Raw genomic sequence first — 17,740 nt, 5'->3', positions numbered from 1 at the left:
TTATAAAGAATTGGTTTTTTTAAGATTATTATCTATTGCAAGTCCTTCAAGGTAAGCCCTATCTTCTGGAAAAGTTAGTTTCGAGTTAAGTATAGAAGCAATGCATGTAATAGGATTAATTTCTATAAATAATGCATACTCAACAAGAGAGCTTAATATAAGATTACTGCTTTCTGTTGCTTGGGAAAGCTTGTCGAACTGAATAAATTCTGGAGTTACATATTCAACATATTTTGATTTTTCTGGCACACTTTTAATTCTTTCTAATTCTATTTCTGCTATACCATTAACTGCTGGCCGAACAGGACATGAACAACCAAATTCTTGAGCTAATTCGTATAATTTATCCAATTGACTTTTTGGCGTAAAGGGTCGATTTGCATCAAACAAGCCAACAATTGTTTTTTGATTTAATAAATTTGAATTTCTTAAAAGCTCTAAACCTAAAAAAAAAGACTCCATGCGCTCCTTCGAACCGCTTGTTACTTTAATAGATGATGAGCTTTCAGGAACATATTCCTTAATCGCCTTTTCTGTGTTTGAGATATCTTGATTTCTTGTAACCACCACAATTGAAGAGAATATTTTTGATTTAATGACTGTATTTAATGTCCAAATAAAAATAGGTAATCCTAGAATAGGAGTTAAATGTTTTGGAGTATTTTGTGCATCAAACCTCTCTCCAGAGCCGGAGGCAAGTACAACCGCGACTGCTTTCATTTTTTTTCCTTATTTTTTGTAATATTGTCGTATAACAAGCTAGCATCATTAATAATTTTCATGTGATCAAATGCAATACTTTTTCTTTTCCAATCAATAACCAATTCTACTGATGCTGCATCGTCTCCAGCCTGCAACATACTCAAATCTGCTTCTGCTAAATATGCAATACTTGCTGTATGTCTTCTCGGGTCTCGACCTGGCTTTGAATATACCCCAATAAGCTGTAGTGAGTTTTTATTAACCACTAAGCCCGTCTCTTCTTTTAACTCTCTAATACAGGCATCCTCTACAGATTCACCAATATCTACAAACCCACCTGGCAATGCATATTCTCCTTTAAAAGGTTCGCATCCACGCCGGATTAATACAACACCACTGCCATCAAAAACTACACTATCTACTGTTAATAAGGGAGTTTCTATCAATTTTCATCTCTTTAATTGTAAATTGCTAATTTTCTTTATGCCTTTTCACCACCATAATCCGAATAGGCAAAGTTAGGATTTGGTGTTTGCCATGTTTCACCGTATATCTTTCTTAAATATTTATCTACAGGATTTGGTATATTAAGCTTCACTCCGTGGACTTCGATTTCTGAACATTCTGTAAACATTTTTGTAGGCCATACCCATGAATAGTCCTCGAAAATATCGACAAAAGTATCTGTACCCCAATCTAATAGATCTATACCAATTGGGACTTCCACTCCGTTATCAAGAATCATTGTTGCTTTGATCGAATGAAGCTCATATTCTGGTTTGTACCCAAGGTTTTTTAAAAACTCAAACACTTCAAGCTTTGATCGAATTGGAGCAAAGAGATCAATATCTGAATCCCAAAGAATAAAGTCTTTATTTCGAGCAAACCCAAGAGCAGTCCCCCCTACCGCCACAATTTTACAATTTTCTCTTAATTCTGACATTATCTGGAAAAGTTTTTTTGCTGTTTGTATTCTATTTATTTGATCTTTAAATATATGAAAACCTAACAAGGATTTTGCTGGACTATGTATTTTATCTCTGTCAATCCCCATGCTTAAAAGTTGTGGCAGCATCTCTTTAACATATCCTGATGTAATTATAATTTTTTCTATCATGGTAGATTCCAAAACACTTGGCTGCTTAATCTCAATCCCCTCGATAAATGTTCCCCACTTACTTGAATCATTATCAATAAAGAAGTCGGGGTATGTTTTTGTATGCTGACAATATGCACGTCCCGATCCCGCGGCGCCAAAATAAATTGTTTTTCCTTTCATAACTAAAACCTATTTTTGCTTATATTAAAATTAATATCGACGAATTTTTTCATATAGCTTAATAATAAATGCATCACAAAAGAATTTATTTTGCTCCATTTAATTTTGCTCATCAATCTCCCCTACCTCATTCTGTTGTTAATCGTTTAAAAGTGGAGTGTGCTTTTTCAGAATTAAGTATTTTATCATTTGGCAAATTAGATAGTGTTTTAAAAACATCCTCTACTGCACTTTTGTATAATTTCAATTCAATTTGGCTATGAGCCAAGGATGGTTTAAATTGCCTAAAACCTAAAAATCCTTTTTGTAACATTTCTACCACAAATCGAGTATTCAAATCCATAGCATGCTGGCTTTTAAAACTAAAGGACGATAATGTTGGTAATCCACTAACTTCAATATCTAGTCTATTTTTTAGAGCAGCATTTTTCCATATTTCTTGAGTTTTTTCACCAATAGAAATAATGTGTTTATCTGTTTGTGTTTTTTGGTATTTCTTTAATGTTGCTAATGCTGCTGCTGGACCTACACGATCTGTCCAATTAGTACTGGAAATAAATGTTGATTGCGCTGCCTGCATAAACTCTTCTTTTCCAAGTATTGAAGACATTGCATAACCATTAGCCATAGACTTAGCAAAAACAGCCATATCTGGATATATTTTATATCTTCGATGTATACCTCCTGCGCACATTCTAAATCCACTTGTTATCTCGTCATAAATTAATACCGCACCAATTTCTGATGCAATTTCTCGTAAAGTTTGCAAATAATCTTCAGGTGCCTCCTCCCCTCTTGCAGGTTCGATCATGATTGCCGCGATTTCAGACTCATTTCCACTAATCGCCTCCCTTAAAGAATCTATATCATTAAAATGAAAAGGAATTGCTGTTCCTGCGAGCTCTCTAGGAACTCCATTAGGCTCAAGTCCAGGCATTAGCTGTCCATCTAGACCTGATTCATCATCAAGATTTGCTGCTAAATACCAATCTGTCCAACCATGGTAACCACTGAATAAAACTTTATCCCTCCTAGTTTTAGCTCGAGCAATTCGAACTGCAATAGCGAGAGCTTCACCTCCACCACGGGCGTAACGAACCATATCAAACCATGGATGTAAATCAATTAATGCTTCCGCTAACTCAACTTCTTCAGGGCAATTCAGTGAACTATTCACACCTTTATGAATTGATTCAATTACAGCTCCATCAACATCCTCATCTGAATATCCTAAAATACATGCACCAACCGCCATGATTGACATGTCAATAAACTCTCTTCCATCCAAATCCCAAACTTTGCAACCTTTTGCTTTTGAATAATAAGCAGGCCATATATCAGGTACAAACATCTCAGGTCTCTTTGATAATAATTGGGTACCCCCGGGAATTAACTTTTTTGCTTTTTCATACAGATTGGGCCCCTTACCATTTTTAAGTGTATTGATGTCAACCATTGTTAATATTTTCCTTCTGTATTGATTTTTGATATCCTTCATTACGAACAATATCAGAATTAATCGCTAGCAATTTTGGGTTTCTTTGAATGAATTGTAAAATTTCATGTGTTAGAAACGGTGAGTTTTCCCTATATAACTGATTAAATATTTTACTTAGTAACTCATAATCACTTGGCATATCAAGAGTCCATCGATGCTTATCTAATCCTTTAAACAATTCCAACATACCATTATTAAACATCTGGGGATTTTTTTCTATATAAGGACAAACATGCTCCCTTTCTGATTTTAATTTAGCCCTCTTCCATGCTTTCTCTAATGCGCTAAAAGAGAAAACCGTACAATCAAGGCCATCGGGAAATTCACCTCCAAGACCATATAAATCATATTTGTTTGAAAGATATCCAGCAATAACAGCATCAACAACTATTGGGTCAATTACAGGACAATCAGCAGTTATGCGAAGAATCGTTTCAGCATGATAAGTCTTAGCAGCCTGGTAATAACGATCTAGGACATCATCAAGACTTCCACGATAATAATCAATATTATTATTTTCACAATACTCGGCTATTGGGTCATCTCTATCTTCGTGAGAAGTAGCAATTAAAATATTTTCGACAAGCTTGCAATAAGATAGTCGCTCAACAATATGAGCCAGAACAGGTTTGTTTGCCAAAGGCATTAAGACTTTTCCTGGTAATCGCGCTGAATTCATTCGTGCTTGAACAATTGCAATTACCTTCATAGTGAGGCCCATTCAGATGGGTTTAAAAGTTTTGTATCTTCAACACTTAAGTCTTGTGGGAATTTATTTATATTACTATTTGACGCAGCAATAACCTCCTTCAGCTGACCAAGGCTATCAACACCAACTGTAACCTTTGTAATTCTATTATCTGATATTGAGAAAGAAACTGCGGCTTGAAGTGGACTAACATTATTACCCTCAAGCCAATCATGCCATCGATTCCAAACCTCAAGCCATTTATTGAATTTTTTTGGCCTAGCATTTTTATTCATTAACAATAACCCTTGTAAAAATATAGAGCGAATATGTATCTCAACATTTTCATTATATAAACGCTCTAACCATCCGCTAGTTTCTAGGCGTCGATCAAAAATACTATATGGAGCCTGAATTAAATCAGGTTTATATAAATTCCATAAATCATCTAATTCAGCAGGTGTATAAATGGAAAAACCAATTTTTTTGACAAGACCCTCATCCTTTAACCGAAGTAATATCGACCATAATTCATTCTTATCTGAATCAAGCAATTGACTTGGTCTGTGAAGGAGAAGACCTGATAATGATCCTACTGAAAGTGTTCTTAATGAATTTTTTATATGCTTTTGAACCCATGATTTTAAATTTCCATAATTATCAGGAATTTCTGGTAGCTTCGTAATCACTTGAAACCCATCCAATCCAATCTCACCTAAACATTTCTCACTTGTCCCATAAGCTATTGCTGTGTCTATTGAATTTATCCCTGAGCTTTTGGCATAGTCTAAAATATTTTTTGCTTCTTTTTTTTCTACCTGACCTTTAGAATTAGCAATTCCATAGGGAATCCCAAACTGAACTGTACCTAACTCAATCTTCATATTTGTAATGCTTTTTCCAGAGAACTTATAACAAAATCCTGCTCCAACTCAGTCATAGCGGGATATAAAGGAATACTGATCGCGTCTTTATAATATAGCTCAGATTGTTTAAGATCATGATATTCAGTATCTATCTCACTATAATATGGGTGCATATGAACAGGAATATAGTGTAAATTAACACCAATATTTTCTTTTCTAAGATGTTCGAAAGTCTGCTTATGTTTTTTTCTATCCCTAAGTCTAATGATATATAAGTGAAAAGATGAATAATTATCACTATTTTGATAAGGAATTATAAGGGGTAAATCCTTAAGAAGATTGTTGTATCTCATAGCAAGCTCATGTCGACGAGATACATAACTATCCAATCTTTTTAATTGACTTATCCCCAAGGCAGCTTGAATATCTGTCATTCGATAATTAAAACCTAAATCAATTTGTTGATAATACCAATCACCTTCTGGCTCATGAGTCATTAGCTTTGGATCTCTTGTAATGCCATGGCTGCGTAATATAGATATTCGTTCAGCAATGACGCTATTATTTGTCAATGCCATGCCGCCCTCACCCGTAGTAATAATTTTTACTGGGTGAAAACTAAAAACTGTAATGTCACTATATTTACAATTACCAACTGGCTCATTAAGATATTTCCCTCCAATTGCATGTGATGCATCTTCAATAATTTTAAAATTAAATTCTTTTGATAACTCATGAATTGCTTTCATATCACAAGACTGGCCACTGAGGTGAACAGGGACTATAATTTTTGGTAATTTACCAACTTTTTTTGCTTGAATAAGCTTCTTTTTAAGCGCTTTTGGGCAAAGATTGTATGTTTCAGGGTCAATATCGATGAAATCAACTTTTGCTCCACAATAAAGTCCACAATTCGCTGAAGCAACAAAAGTAATTGGGCTAGTCCAAAGCCAGTCTCCTGCTTTGAGACCAAGAGATAAGCAAGAAATATGAAGAGCGGAAGTTGATGAATTGAGTGCTACAGCATGTTTAACACCACAATATTCAGAGACTCTTTTTTCAAACTCTGGAACACAGGGGCCCTGAGTTAGAAAGTCAGATTTCAAAACATTTGCAACATTTTCAATATCGTCTTGGGTAATTTCTTGTCTTCCGTAAGGTATAAATGGTTTTCTTGACATAATATTTAAATTTGAATTTATTTGATGCTTTGTTATAGACAAAATATTACATAGGCTCAAAGCTTGAATCATACTCCTCTTTAATTAACTGTCTAAGCTGTTCAACTGAGAGAAAATCTGGATTAGTGCCAGAATTATAAGAAAATCCATCACCAACAGCTGTTCCCCCAAATTCCTTACAGTATCGTTCAACTGAATATTTTCCTGAACTTGATATAATTGCCCAGTAAATACCAAGATCGACAGTATTTAAACTATCGCTTTCAGTGATCATCTCTTCATGAATTTTTTCGCCAGGTCTGATTCCAACATTTACTAGTTTAGCACTTGGAGAAATTGCTTTCGCTAGATCAGTTATAAGATATGATGGTATCTTAGGAACAAATATCTCGCCCCCTTTTGAATTTTCCAAGGCCCATAGAACCATTTCTACTCCGTCCTTCAACGATATATTAAAGCGTGTCATTCTGGGGTCTGTAATTGGTAATTCTCCTTTTCGCCTTTTTTCAATAAAAAATGGTATTACAGAACCACGTGAACCCATAACATTGCCATAGCGGACAACGGAGAAAGTTAAAACCCTGCTTCCTTTGTAACCATTTGCCGCAACAAAAAGCTTATCACTGCAAAGTTTAGTGGAACCATATAAGTTTATAGGTGCTGCAGCTTTATCAGTTGATAGTGCCACAAGACCTTTTACATTATTGTCAATGCAGGCCTCAATTAAATTTTCTGAGCCAAGAATGTTTGTTTTAATGAATTCAGTAGGATTATATTCAGCAGCAGGCACTTGTTTCAATGCAGCAGCATGAATGACATAATCAACACCTTCCAAAGCCCTCCTTAAGCGATCTATATCTCTTATGTCTCCAATAAAATAACGCATGCAAGCATATTTTTTTTCAGGGAACTCTTGTGCCATATCGAATTGCTTTAATTCATCACGGCTAAAAATAATAAGTCTTTTAATCATGGGAAACCGATTAATTATCTCTTTAACCAAAGCCTTGCCTAAGGTTCCAGTACCACCTGTTATTAATAATGATTTATTATTTAACATAAACACCTCTTAAGTAATTTTTTCTAACGACCAATACATTGATTATCAAGTGATTACTGACTCTTAAGTCCAGTATTAAATTAATAAAATTTTTGATTTTCATAAGCCATTTTCAAGTAATTAAATTTGCCATTTTTTTAAACTTGATATTATTATTTAATAAGGTTTGAAAACTGCCTTTATCTGACACCTTGCCTTTATCAATAAAATAAATCAAATCACATTTTTTTAAAGTTGATAATCTATGCGCAATAATAATTATTGTCTTTAATCCAGAGAAGTTAAAAATTGAATCCATAATTACTTTTTCTGTATTGCTATCAAGTGCACTTGTAGCTTCATCGAAAACTAAAATTTTAGGATCATTATATAAAGCTCGAGCAATCCCAATCCTCTGCCTTTGTCCTCCAGAAAGTTGTACGCCTCTCTCACCAACGTCAGTTTCAATTCCATCAGGTAATTCATCAATAACTTTTTCAAGGCCAGCTAATCTAATTGACCTTCTAACTTTACGTTTATTAATTTTTTCTTTTGGAATTGTAAATGCTACATTTTCTAAAATAGTTGCATCTGATAAAAAAATAGACTGTGAGACAAAGCCTATTTCGTCTTGCCAGCTTGGAATATCTCCAATAGATAAAGGATTTTCATCAATTAATATCTCTCCTTTACTAGGCTGTATCAAACCAACTAATATATCAATAATTGTTGACTTACCAGATCCAGATTCACCTGCTAACCCAATTATTTTATTTACTGGAATTTTGATATTAATATCTTTGATTGTTGCTATATTTTTTTTAGGATAAGTGAACTTAATACAATTTAATTTTATTGACTCCTTTATTTTTATTTTTTTTCTCTTGTTTGATATAGGTATTTTAAGAAAACTAAGGCTTTGTTTCAGATCTTTCTCAATCAAACTAAAAGAAGAAATATGCCCACGTATTAAAACTGTACATGCATATATATGCTGCAATGCTGGGATGAGCTTAAAACTTGCTAATGTATAAACTGATAATATAGGTAAAACTTCGTCAAATTTACCATCATATTTAATTATTAAATAAAGTAAAAATAAAATTAAGCTTCCAAATGCAACTAATTCCATAATATACCTTGGGACGTGCGCCAATGCTAATGTTTCTCCTTGATAATGTGCGTATGAATTGCCAGACTTTTCAAATTTATCTATGTAGTGTTTCTGTGACCTTGATAATAGAATATCTCTTACGCCCCCAAAACCTTCAGCCATTAATTTAAATCGTTCTTTTGCGGCAGCAGAAACCATATCTCCATTTTTTGATAACCTATACCGAACTAATCTAAAAATCATAAAATATGAAAATGAAAAAATAATTAAGGCTACTAAAGTAACTAAAGGATTGTAAATTAACAAAGCGATGGATATAAAAAAACTAGTAACAATTTTTGAATTAAGTTGCATAAAAGGAGTAATAACTCCGTTAGTTATTCTGTTTACTTCAACTGTTATTTTCTTTGTAAGATTTGAACTGCTGGAAGTTGTGTGAAACAACCATGTTCTATGCAGATAAAATTGAAATAAGCGACTACCAAGCTTTACTCCAACTTCCTGACCAAAAATTGCTAACAACCAAGTTGTATACATTGATATTATACTTCCTATAAGTAGTAACATTAAAACAATCATTCCAATTAAAAATGCAAATTCAAAATGATTATTTAGTCCAGTTTCTAAGTAAAAATTTGCAATGATATTGTCTCCTTCTAGAACAGAAAAATCTGAGACAAGGATCATGAAGGGGCCAATTGAAGCAATACCAATGAGCTCAAATACAGCTGTAATTACAACTAAAATTTGTAAAAAAATAAATTTTTTTTGTTGCTTTTGGCTTAGTAAATTTAATAGATTTTTAAGTTTATTAATCATATTTTTTTAATAAATATTAAATATCCTTAGTTAATAAATATGCTTTTTTTAATGACTCTTTCCAAAAGATATTTTTTAAGTTTAAATATTTTTCAATTTTAGTATTATCCAATATTACCTTTCTTGGTCTTCTTGCAATTGTTGAATTTTTTTGCGTTTCTACAGAAATTGCTTTGCAATTAGACGATGCTATTTTTAAAATTTCATTAGCAAATTCATATCTACTTGTCTGCCCTTTATTTGAGAAATGATAAATCTGCGTGACTGGATTCTTTTTTCTAAATTCGTCATTATTAAGAATTTCTAAAATTAAAAAAGCTAAATCAGATGCGTAAGTTGGGGAGCCAATTTGATCATTTACCACACTTATTTCAGTTTGGTCTTTACCTAAACTTATAATCTTCTTAAAAAAATTATTACCGAACTCTGAATAAAGCCAACTGGTTCTTAAGATAATCGCATTTGTTGGCATTATTTTTTGTATTGATTTCTCACCAGCAAGTTTAGTCTTTCCATAGATATTTAAGGGATTCGTCTTTTCTATTTCTGTATATGGATTGTCACTTTCTCCATCAAATACAAAATCTGTAGATATATGTATTAATTTTGCATTTTTTTTATAAGCTATTTTAGCGAGCTGCTTAACAGCAAAATGATTTATATTTTTAGCAAAGTCAACTTCATGCTCCGCTTGGTCTACAGCTGTATATGCAGCACAATTGATAATTAGATCAAAATTTTTATTTTTAAAATAACCATGGATTCTATCCATATTGTTCATGTCTAAATCTTCTCTGCCAATAAAAATAAAATTTTCAAAACTTTTTTTAAAATTATCATTTAATTTAAGAATTTTATGAATGGACTTTCCTAATTGCCCATCTTTACCAATAATTAAAATTTTCATAACTCTTAACTATTTAAATATTTCTTTGGCATCAATTAAATTGGGATTTAGCTTATCTTTTTCTGAAAGATGAAAAAGCTCCGGAGATAACTTCCAATCAATGGCCAATTTACTATCGTTATATGCAATGCCTCTATCAAACATTGGCGCATAATAATTATCGACTTTATATGAAAAGGTTGCACTCTCACTAAGAACAATAAACCCATGTGCAAATCCGTGTGGCAAAAACATCTGTCGCTTGTTATCTGCTGAAAGCTCAGTTGCAATATGCTTGCCAAAGGTACGACTAGACCTTCTTATGTCTAAAGCTACATCAAGAATTTTCCCTTCAATGACTCTAACAAGCTTGGCTTGGGTATAGGGTGGAAGTTGGTAGTGCATGCCTCTCAATACACCTTTTTTTGATTTTGACTCATTATCCTGAATAAAATTTACTTTGTACCCTACAGTTTCTTCAAATAAATCCTGTCTAAAAGTTTCCATAAAATAGCCACGATTATCTATATGAACCTTTGGTTCGATAATAATTACATCAGGTATTAATTGGGGAATATACCTCACAACAACTCCTTTGAACGACTTAAAATATATTGCCCGTATTGGTTATTTGCCATAGATTGCCCCAGTTTTATAAATTGTTGTTTACTTATAAACCCATTCCTATAAGCAACTTCTTCAATACAAGCCACTTTAAGCCCTTGCCTCCTCTCGATGACTTCAATTAAAGCTGAGGCTTCTAATAAGCTCTCATGTGAACCTGTATCTAACCAAGAAAAACCTCTCCCTAGTAACTTGACAGTTAAACGTTTTTCACTCAAGTACATTTCATTTATAGTGGTTATCTCTAATTCCCCCCTCTTAGATGGCTCTATTTTTGGAGCTTTCTTTATTACATCATTTGGGTAGAAATAAAGCCCCGTTACTGCGTAGTTACTTTTTGGATTTTCAGGCTTTTCTTCGATACTAAGAACCTTTCCTGTTTGATCAAAATCTACTACACCATAACAATTTGGATTTTGGACGTGATATCCAAACACTGTTGCTATATTTTTTTCTTTAGCATTTGACACAGCGTTAGATAATATGTCAATCATGCCATGACCATAAAAAATATTATCGCCTAATATTAAACATACATCTTCATCACCAATAAAATTTTTACCAAGTATAAATGCTTGAGCCAGTCCATCAGGACTGGGTTGAATAATGTATTTAAACTTCATACCAATATCAGACCCATCCCCTAAAAGCTTTTTAAACCTTGGAAGGTCTTCAGGAGTGGAGATAATTAAAACCTCTTGTATCCCAGAGAGCATTAATACTGATAAGGGATAATAGATCATTGGCTTATCATAAACTGGCATGAGTTGCTTCGATACCACTTTGGTTAGAGGGTGAAGGCGTGTGCCTGATCCACCTGCTAAAATTATTCCTTTCGTCACTTTACAACTCCTAATCGCTCTCCCATGTAACTTCCATCTTTAACATGGTCAAGCCAAGCAGTGTTTTCTAAATACCATTCAACAGTTTTCTTGATTCCAGATGCAAATGTTTCATTTGGCCTCCATCCAAGCTTATTAGATATCTTTGAGGCATCTATTGCATATCTTGTATCATGCCCAGATCTATCTTTTACATAAGTAATGAGCTGTTCATATTTACCAATCCCTCGATGCTCACATGGTTTTAAATCATCTAAAATACTACAAATAATTTTAACAACTTCGATATTTTGGATTTCATTATGTCCACCAATATTGTATGTCTCACCAGTTTCCCCTGTCATGGCGACATGAATTAATGCTTTTGCATGATCATTAACATATAACCAATCTCGAATTTGTTTACCATCACCATAAATTGGTAAGCCTTTACCTTCTAATGCATTCAAAATAGTAAGAGGTATTAGCTTTTCGGGGAATTGATAAGGGCCATAATTATTTGAGCAATTAGTAATTAAAGTTGGGAATTTATAAGTTCTTTGCCATGCCCTTACTAAATGATCTGAGCTTGCTTTTGAAGCAGAGTATGGTGAGCTAGGTGCATATGATGTTTCTTCATTAAAAAGATCATCTGTTCCTTCCAAATCTCCATATACCTCATCAGTAGAAACATGATGGAACCTAAAGTTATTTTTTTTAGAACCCTCTAAGCAAGACCAATAATTTTTAGCTTCTTCAAGCATTACATAGGTACCATAAATATTGGTTTGAATAAATTCACCAGGAAGATCTATTGATCTGTCTACATGAGATTCAGCTGCCAGATGCATTACAATATCAGGTTGATGTACGTTAAAAACTCGATTCATCTCATTGGCATTACAAATATCTACGTGCTCAAATACATATTTTGAATCATTTTCTATAGACTTTAAGGACTCCAAATTACCTGCATAGGTAAGTTTATCAATATTAACCACGTAGTGATTGGTATTTTTAATAATGTGCCGAATTACTGCAGAGCCAATAAAACCAGCACCGCCAGTGATAAGTATTTTTTTACACATTGTTATATTCCATGTACCATTTAGCAAAGTTTTCTAGGCCTTTTTGAATGTTCGTGGTTGGCTTGTAGCCAAAATCTTCTGCAAGATCATCTATATCTGCATAAGTGTCTGGGACATCACCGGGTTGAAGGGGAAGTAGTTTTTTTTCTGTTTTTTCCCCAAGCGAGGTTTCTAATGTTTCAATAAACTCCATTAGCCCAACTGGGTTATTATTACCAATATTATAAACTCTATATGGCGCACTAGATGTTGATGGGTCCGGTTTGTTGCTATTCCAGTCTGGGTTTGGTTGTGCTGGGCTATCTAAAATTCTAATGATGGCTTCAATAACATCATCAATATAGGTAAAGTCTCTTCTATGTTTACCATAATTAAATATAGAAATAACTTCATTATTCATGATTGCTCTAGTAAATTTTTGCAATGCCATATCAGGTCTGTCATAAGGCCCATAGACTGTGAAGAACCTTAACCCTGTAGTTGGTAAATTATATAAATGGCTATACGCATGCGCCATTAACTCATTAGCTTTTTTTGTTGCTGCATAAAGGCTCACAGGATGATTAACCGCTTCGTGGGTAGAGAATGGCTGCTTAGTATTAAGGCCATAAGTAGAGCTTGATGAAGCATATAAGAGGTGTTCTACTTTATTATGTCGGCAACCCTCTAGAAGGTTTGCAAAGCCTACTAAATTAGAATCGATATATGCTGATGGATTCTCAATAGAGTACCTAACACCTGCCTGTGCAGCTAGATTAACTACGCCTTCGAATTGGTGGTCTTTAAATAGCTTTGTTATAGCCTCTCTATCTTCAAGATTCATTCTGAAATGAGTATAATTTTTATGATCAATATGTCTTGCTAATCGAGCATCCTTAAGTTTAGGATCATAATAATTATTATGGTTATCAATACCAATTACCGTATTGCCCTTATCAAGTAATTTAAGTGATAACGCTGATCCAATAAAGCCTGCTGAACCCGTTACTAATATTTTCACTTAACCCTCCCATAAAGATCTTCAAATCTCACAATATCATCCTCTTTTAAGTACATGCCACTTTGTATTTCAATAATTTCCAACTGTTCTTTTGTCTTATTTTCTAAACTATGTCTTTGCCCAACTGGGATGTAAGATGACTCACCTTGTTTTAATGTAAGAACATCTTTACCATTAACTACCGTCGCTGTTCCTCTCACTACTACCCAATGTTCCGCACGTTTGTAATGCATTTGTAGAGATAGCTTTGCGCCAGGTTTAATAAATAATTTTTTTACCTGGAAATTCAAACCTTTTTCAATTGAATCATACCAACCCCATGGACAATAAACCTTTTGATTTGTTACAGCTTCATCTCGTTGTTTACTATTTAGAAGCTTAACCATAGAGTTAACTTCTTTTGCTTTATCTTGAGTGGCTATGAAAGTTACATCAGGCGTATTTACTATAATTAAATTATCTACTCCAATAGTCGCAACCATATGATAATTAGAATTGACATAAGTATTAGTTGTATCTTGGATAATAGCGTCGCCCTTAATCACATTACCATTTGTATCTTTTTTACCGATATCATAAAGTGCATCCCAAGCTCCAATATCATTCCACTGCGCATCCATAGGAATGACAACAACCTCTTTGCTTTTCTCCATCAATGCATAGTCAATGGATTCACTTGGGGATGATTCAAATGCCTTCTTATCAAGACGAATAAAGTCAAGGTCTTTCTCAGCTTTCTTAACAGCATCATTAACTGAAAAAACAGTTTCAGGCGAATGGACAATAAGTTCATCAATTAACCTAGCAGCCTTAAACATAAATATGCCAGAGTTCCAAAGGTAATTATCTTGCTTTAAAAAAACCTGAGCATTTCTTTTATTAGGCTTTTCAACAAACCTTTCAACTTTGTAAGTACCATTAATACAGTCTTTTGAAGATTTAATATAACCATAACCGGTATTAGCAGCTGTTGGTTTAATACCGAAAGTTACTAATTTTCCTCTTTGTGCTTCCTGCAATGCAATATTTATTGTTTGATGAAATGCATCAATATCTTTAATCACTTGATCAGCTGATAAAACAAGCAATAAAGCATCATCTGCTTCTGTAAGTGATTGAAATGCAGCTGCAGCAATTGCAGGTGCGGTATTTCTCCCAACTGGTTCTAATAATATTGTTGGATTTTTAATATTAATTTGTTGGCACTGATCAGCTACTAAAAAACGGTGGATAGCGCTACAAACAATTATTGGATCTGCAAGACTTTCTAAGCCTCTCAAACGCAAAATAGTATCTTGCAACAAAGAATTTTTTGATTCTAAAGTTAGAAATTGCTTCGGGTAATCTCTTCGTGACAAGGGCCATAACCTTGTTCCTGATCCACCAGATAGTATAACTGGATGAATTTTCATGAGTTTAGATTTATCCATCTATTTCCTCTGAGAGCTTTTTAATTTCTATTTTCAATGCATCGAATTCTATTTTTTTACGACGCAAAAAATCTAAAGCTAATTTAGATTTTTGCGAAACCCCTTCCCGAGTTAATAAATATAAATAAATAGACTTATTTGGATTTCTTTTAAAATTTCCAGCCTTAACCCAGCCCTTTTTTACTAAAGCTTTAAGACAATAGTGAATGGAGCCTAAACTAACTCCAGTCTTTTTTGCTAATTCACGCTGAGTGATGTCAGGATTATTATGAATCAAGTTCATTATCTTAAAGTGAATATCTGGATGCTGAATCTTAGATGGAGAATTCATTTTTATCTAATTACTCTATAATTTGGCTAAATTATTGTTAATATAATTTAAATTTATGTTCAACATTGAACAAAACTATTCTAATCATAAATTTAAATAAATACAAGTTTATGAGGTAAAAATAGGCTAAATTAAAGATGAGTAATGTCTTAGGTTGATGTAAATCTTAAACACAAAAAAATTATTCTTTAAGATGTAATCCTTCTTCAATCAGGTCACAAAGTATATGACCGATTAATATGTGCATCTCTTGAACTCGTGCAGTGGATTCTGAAGGAACAATAATTGATTGTTTTGCAATGCTGGATGCTTTCCCTCCGCCTTTGCCTAACAGACAAATTGTCGTCATATGTTTTCGATTAGCAACTTTTAAAGCATTTAAAATATTTTGACTGTTTCCAGAAGTTGAAATACCAATTAATATATCTCCTTTTGAGCCTAATCCTTCAACTTGCCTAGAAAAAATATGCTCGTATCCATAATCATTAACTATACAGGTTGTAACCGAAGAATCTGCAGTTAAAGCAATTGACTTGAGCGGTCTTCTGTCTCCAACAAACCTACCAACAAGCTCACCTGCTAAATGCTGACTATCTGAGGCACTACCTCCATTGCCACACCAAAAAATAGTTCCATTATTTTTTAGGCAACGAATTAATAGATGTGCCACTTTTTCAATTGACTCACCCAACTCAGCAACTGAGTCAAGGGTGGCTTTATGCTCAATAAAATGCTCTTCAATTATTTTTTCATACATTTTTGAATATTTTGGATATTTTAGATATTTTGGGTTATATATTTTAAAAAATTACATTAAAAAAGTGTCTATTTATATTTTTTATATAAAAAAAAGATAAGTTGATAAATTTAAAAAATTAATGAACGTAAAAATTTATACTTACTTTTTTGAATACCTAGAATTTTGTAGGTTAAGATTTAATTTTTTTCTAGTTGCTCTTTAATTCTTAACTTTTCTTTCTTAAATTTTCTTATCTTTAGATCAGGCACATAATTTTTGAAGCTTAATTCGATGATTTCATCTAACTCTTTATGTCTACTTTTCAACTGCTTTATATCCATAAAACACCTCCGAAAATTGATTAAAAAATTACATAAAAACTTTTTTTTACTGGAACCTATATATATATTAATTACATTTATACTTTATACCGATTTTTTTATTAATTCTAGCTTTTTATTTACAATAAAAATCTTGAACAATCATTTGTAAAAGCTGTCATTAAATACTGATTAAATAGTAGAGAAAACCAAACATATTTTTTGTACATAGCTTATTTGTCATATAATTAGGTTTAAATTTTTAAATGGAGTTACATGAAGGCATTAGTTAAAAGTCAGGCCAAAGAGGGTATTTGGTTAGAGGATGTTTCTGAGCCAGATCTTGGCAACAATGATGTATTAATTAAAATACACAAGACTGCTATATGCGGAACAGATATCCACATATACAACTGGGATGAATGGGCAAAAAAAACTATACCTATCCCAATGACTACAGGACATGAGTATTCTGGTGAGATAGTAGAGCTTGGTTCGAATGTAACTGATTTAAAAATTGGAGATATTGTTTCTGGTGAAGGGCATATTACTTGTGGCAGGTGCAGGAATTGTCTAGGGGGAAGAATCCACCTCTGTCCAAATACCATTGGTGTTGGTGTTAATAGAACAGGTGCTTTCGCAGAGTATTTGTCAGTGCCATCAAAAGTAGTTTTTAAACCTAGTCGGGATATACCAACCGATCTATTATCCGTATTCGATCCTTACGGTAATGCTGTTCATACAGCTTTATCCTTTAATATGGTTGGAGAGGATGTTTTAATAACGGGTGCAGGGCCAATTGGGATCATGGCAGCAATGGTTGCTAAACATGCTGGGGCCAGAAATATTGTTATTACTGACCTTAATGAATATCGATTAAAACTTGTAAAAAAAATCCTGCCAAGCGTCATCACAATAAATGTAACCATGCAAAAAATTGATAAGAAACTAATGGAATCTGTTGGAATCTATGAGGGTTTTGATGTTGGTCTTGAAATGTCAGGATCGCCAATTGCATTTAGTGGGATGCTAGAGTTAATGATTAATGGTGGGCATATCGCTATGCTTGCAATAATGCCACCTGGATCAGGTATTGATTGGGATATGGTGGTTTTTAAAGGCCTTACAATCAAAGGAATTTATGGCAGGGAAATATTCGAAACCTGGTACAAGGGTTCAATGATGGTTCAATCTGGGTTACCTCTTGAAAAAATAATTACGCATCGTTTTTCATATAAAGATTTTCAAGAAGGTTTTGATGTTATGAGGTCAGGACAATCTGGAAAAGTTATTCTTGATTGGATTAATTAAATTA

General features: G+C 33.3%; 19 protein-coding genes. 1 reads left to right on the top strand and 18 read right to left on the bottom strand.

All coding sequences use genetic code 11. The annotated features are described in order from the left end of the window. The 18 genes from K6112_00440 to K6112_00355 all read right to left on the bottom strand — a co-directional run bounded on the left by K6112_00440 (position 1) and on the right by K6112_00355 (position 16,446). The gene (locus K6112_00440; GenBank protein QZP17861.1) at positions 1 to 720 is read right to left on the bottom strand and encodes a 2-C-methyl-D-erythritol 4-phosphate cytidylyltransferase; all 720 of its coding nucleotides are present in this window, start codon (positions 718 to 720) and stop codon (positions 1 to 3) included. After that, the gene (locus K6112_00435) at positions 717 to 1,148 is read right to left on the bottom strand and encodes an NUDIX hydrolase (protein QZP17860.1); all 432 of its coding nucleotides are present in this window, start codon (positions 1,146 to 1,148) and stop codon (positions 717 to 719) included. Before K6112_00435 ends, K6112_00440 begins: the two co-directional genes overlap by 4 nt. A gap of 35 nt (positions 1,149 to 1,183) precedes the next feature. Continuing rightward, complete coding sequence (locus K6112_00430) at positions 1,184 to 1,981, bottom strand: nucleotidyltransferase (GenBank protein ID QZP17859.1); 798 nt, start codon at positions 1,979 to 1,981, stop codon at positions 1,184 to 1,186. Between the two features lie 127 nt (positions 1,982 to 2,108). Beyond that, on the bottom strand, positions 2,109 to 3,479 hold the full coding sequence (locus tag K6112_00425) for an aminotransferase class III-fold pyridoxal phosphate-dependent enzyme (protein ID QZP17858.1): 1,371 nt from the start codon (positions 3,477 to 3,479) through the stop codon (positions 2,109 to 2,111). Next, on the bottom strand, positions 3,430 to 4,188 hold the full coding sequence (locus K6112_00420) for a glycosyltransferase family protein (GenBank protein QZP17857.1): 759 nt from the start codon (positions 4,186 to 4,188) through the stop codon (positions 3,430 to 3,432). The genes K6112_00425 and K6112_00420 overlap by 50 nt, the downstream gene beginning before the upstream one ends. Next, positions 4,185 to 5,051, bottom strand: a complete 867-nt coding sequence (locus tag K6112_00415; GenBank protein QZP17856.1) for an aldo/keto reductase — start codon at positions 5,049 to 5,051, stop codon at positions 4,185 to 4,187. The genes K6112_00420 and K6112_00415 overlap by 4 nt, the downstream gene beginning before the upstream one ends. After that, positions 5,048 to 6,214, bottom strand: coding sequence for a UDP-4-amino-4,6-dideoxy-N-acetyl-beta-L-altrosamine transaminase (pseC, locus tag K6112_00410; protein ID QZP17855.1), 1,167 nt, complete (start codon positions 6,212 to 6,214; stop codon positions 5,048 to 5,050). Before pseC ends, K6112_00415 begins: the two co-directional genes overlap by 4 nt. A gap of 46 nt (positions 6,215 to 6,260) precedes the next feature. Then, the gene (pseB, locus tag K6112_00405) at positions 6,261 to 7,274 is read right to left on the bottom strand and encodes a UDP-N-acetylglucosamine 4,6-dehydratase (inverting) (protein QZP17854.1); all 1,014 of its coding nucleotides are present in this window, start codon (positions 7,272 to 7,274) and stop codon (positions 6,261 to 6,263) included. A 112-nt stretch (positions 7,275 to 7,386) separates the two neighbouring features. Then, positions 7,387 to 9,186 (bottom strand): ABC transporter ATP-binding protein/permease, encoded by a 1,800-nt coding sequence (locus K6112_00400; protein QZP17853.1) that lies wholly within the window; start codon positions 9,184 to 9,186, stop codon positions 7,387 to 7,389. 16 nt (positions 9,187 to 9,202) lie between these two features. After that, positions 9,203 to 10,093, bottom strand: a complete 891-nt coding sequence (gene rfbD / locus K6112_00395; GenBank protein ID QZP17852.1) for a dTDP-4-dehydrorhamnose reductase — start codon at positions 10,091 to 10,093, stop codon at positions 9,203 to 9,205. A gap of 9 nt (positions 10,094 to 10,102) precedes the next feature. Continuing rightward, positions 10,103 to 10,657 carry a dTDP-4-dehydrorhamnose 3,5-epimerase gene (gene rfbC / locus K6112_00390; protein QZP17851.1) on the bottom strand — a complete coding sequence of 185 codons (555 nt, stop codon included), beginning with the start codon at positions 10,655 to 10,657 and terminating at the stop codon, positions 10,103 to 10,105. Beyond that, on the bottom strand, positions 10,654 to 11,538 hold the full coding sequence (gene rfbA / locus K6112_00385) for a glucose-1-phosphate thymidylyltransferase RfbA (protein ID QZP17850.1): 885 nt from the start codon (positions 11,536 to 11,538) through the stop codon (positions 10,654 to 10,656). The genes rfbC and rfbA overlap by 4 nt, the downstream gene beginning before the upstream one ends. Beyond that, positions 11,535 to 12,605 carry a dTDP-glucose 4,6-dehydratase gene (gene rfbB / locus K6112_00380; protein ID QZP17849.1) on the bottom strand — a complete coding sequence of 357 codons (1,071 nt, stop codon included), beginning with the start codon at positions 12,603 to 12,605 and terminating at the stop codon, positions 11,535 to 11,537. Before rfbB ends, rfbA begins: the two co-directional genes overlap by 4 nt. Continuing rightward, complete coding sequence (locus K6112_00375) at positions 12,598 to 13,605, bottom strand: NAD-dependent epimerase (protein ID QZP17848.1); 1,008 nt, start codon at positions 13,603 to 13,605, stop codon at positions 12,598 to 12,600. The genes rfbB and K6112_00375 overlap by 8 nt, the downstream gene beginning before the upstream one ends. Beyond that, positions 13,602 to 15,017 carry a mannose-1-phosphate guanylyltransferase/mannose-6-phosphate isomerase gene (locus K6112_00370; GenBank protein ID QZP18437.1) on the bottom strand — a complete coding sequence of 472 codons (1,416 nt, stop codon included), beginning with the start codon at positions 15,015 to 15,017 and terminating at the stop codon, positions 13,602 to 13,604. The genes K6112_00375 and K6112_00370 overlap by 4 nt, the downstream gene beginning before the upstream one ends. A 10-nt stretch (positions 15,018 to 15,027) precedes the next feature. Continuing rightward, positions 15,028 to 15,366 carry a MarR family EPS-associated transcriptional regulator gene (locus K6112_00365; protein QZP17847.1) on the bottom strand — a complete coding sequence of 113 codons (339 nt, stop codon included), beginning with the start codon at positions 15,364 to 15,366 and terminating at the stop codon, positions 15,028 to 15,030. A 181-nt stretch (positions 15,367 to 15,547) separates the two neighbouring features. Next, on the bottom strand, positions 15,548 to 16,123 hold the full coding sequence (locus tag K6112_00360) for a D-sedoheptulose 7-phosphate isomerase (protein ID QZP17846.1): 576 nt from the start codon (positions 16,121 to 16,123) through the stop codon (positions 15,548 to 15,550). A 179-nt stretch (positions 16,124 to 16,302) separates the two neighbouring features. Continuing rightward, the gene (locus K6112_00355; protein ID QZP17845.1) at positions 16,303 to 16,446 is read right to left on the bottom strand and encodes a hypothetical protein; all 144 of its coding nucleotides are present in this window, start codon (positions 16,444 to 16,446) and stop codon (positions 16,303 to 16,305) included. A gap of 255 nt (positions 16,447 to 16,701) precedes the next feature. Between K6112_00355 and tdh the strand changes: the two genes are divergently transcribed. Next, a complete protein-coding gene (tdh, locus tag K6112_00350; protein ID QZP17844.1) occupies positions 16,702 to 17,736 on the top strand; it encodes an L-threonine 3-dehydrogenase in 1,035 nt (344 codons plus the stop codon). Positions 17,737 to 17,740: the final 4 nt, after the last annotated feature.

Source organism: Methylophilales bacterium (genome assembly GCA_019823025.1).
Lineage (GTDB): Bacteria > Pseudomonadota > Gammaproteobacteria > Burkholderiales > Methylophilaceae > BACL14.
The sequence above is the reverse complement of the archived record's forward strand: the minus strand, read 5'-3'. Positions and strand labels throughout refer to the sequence as shown.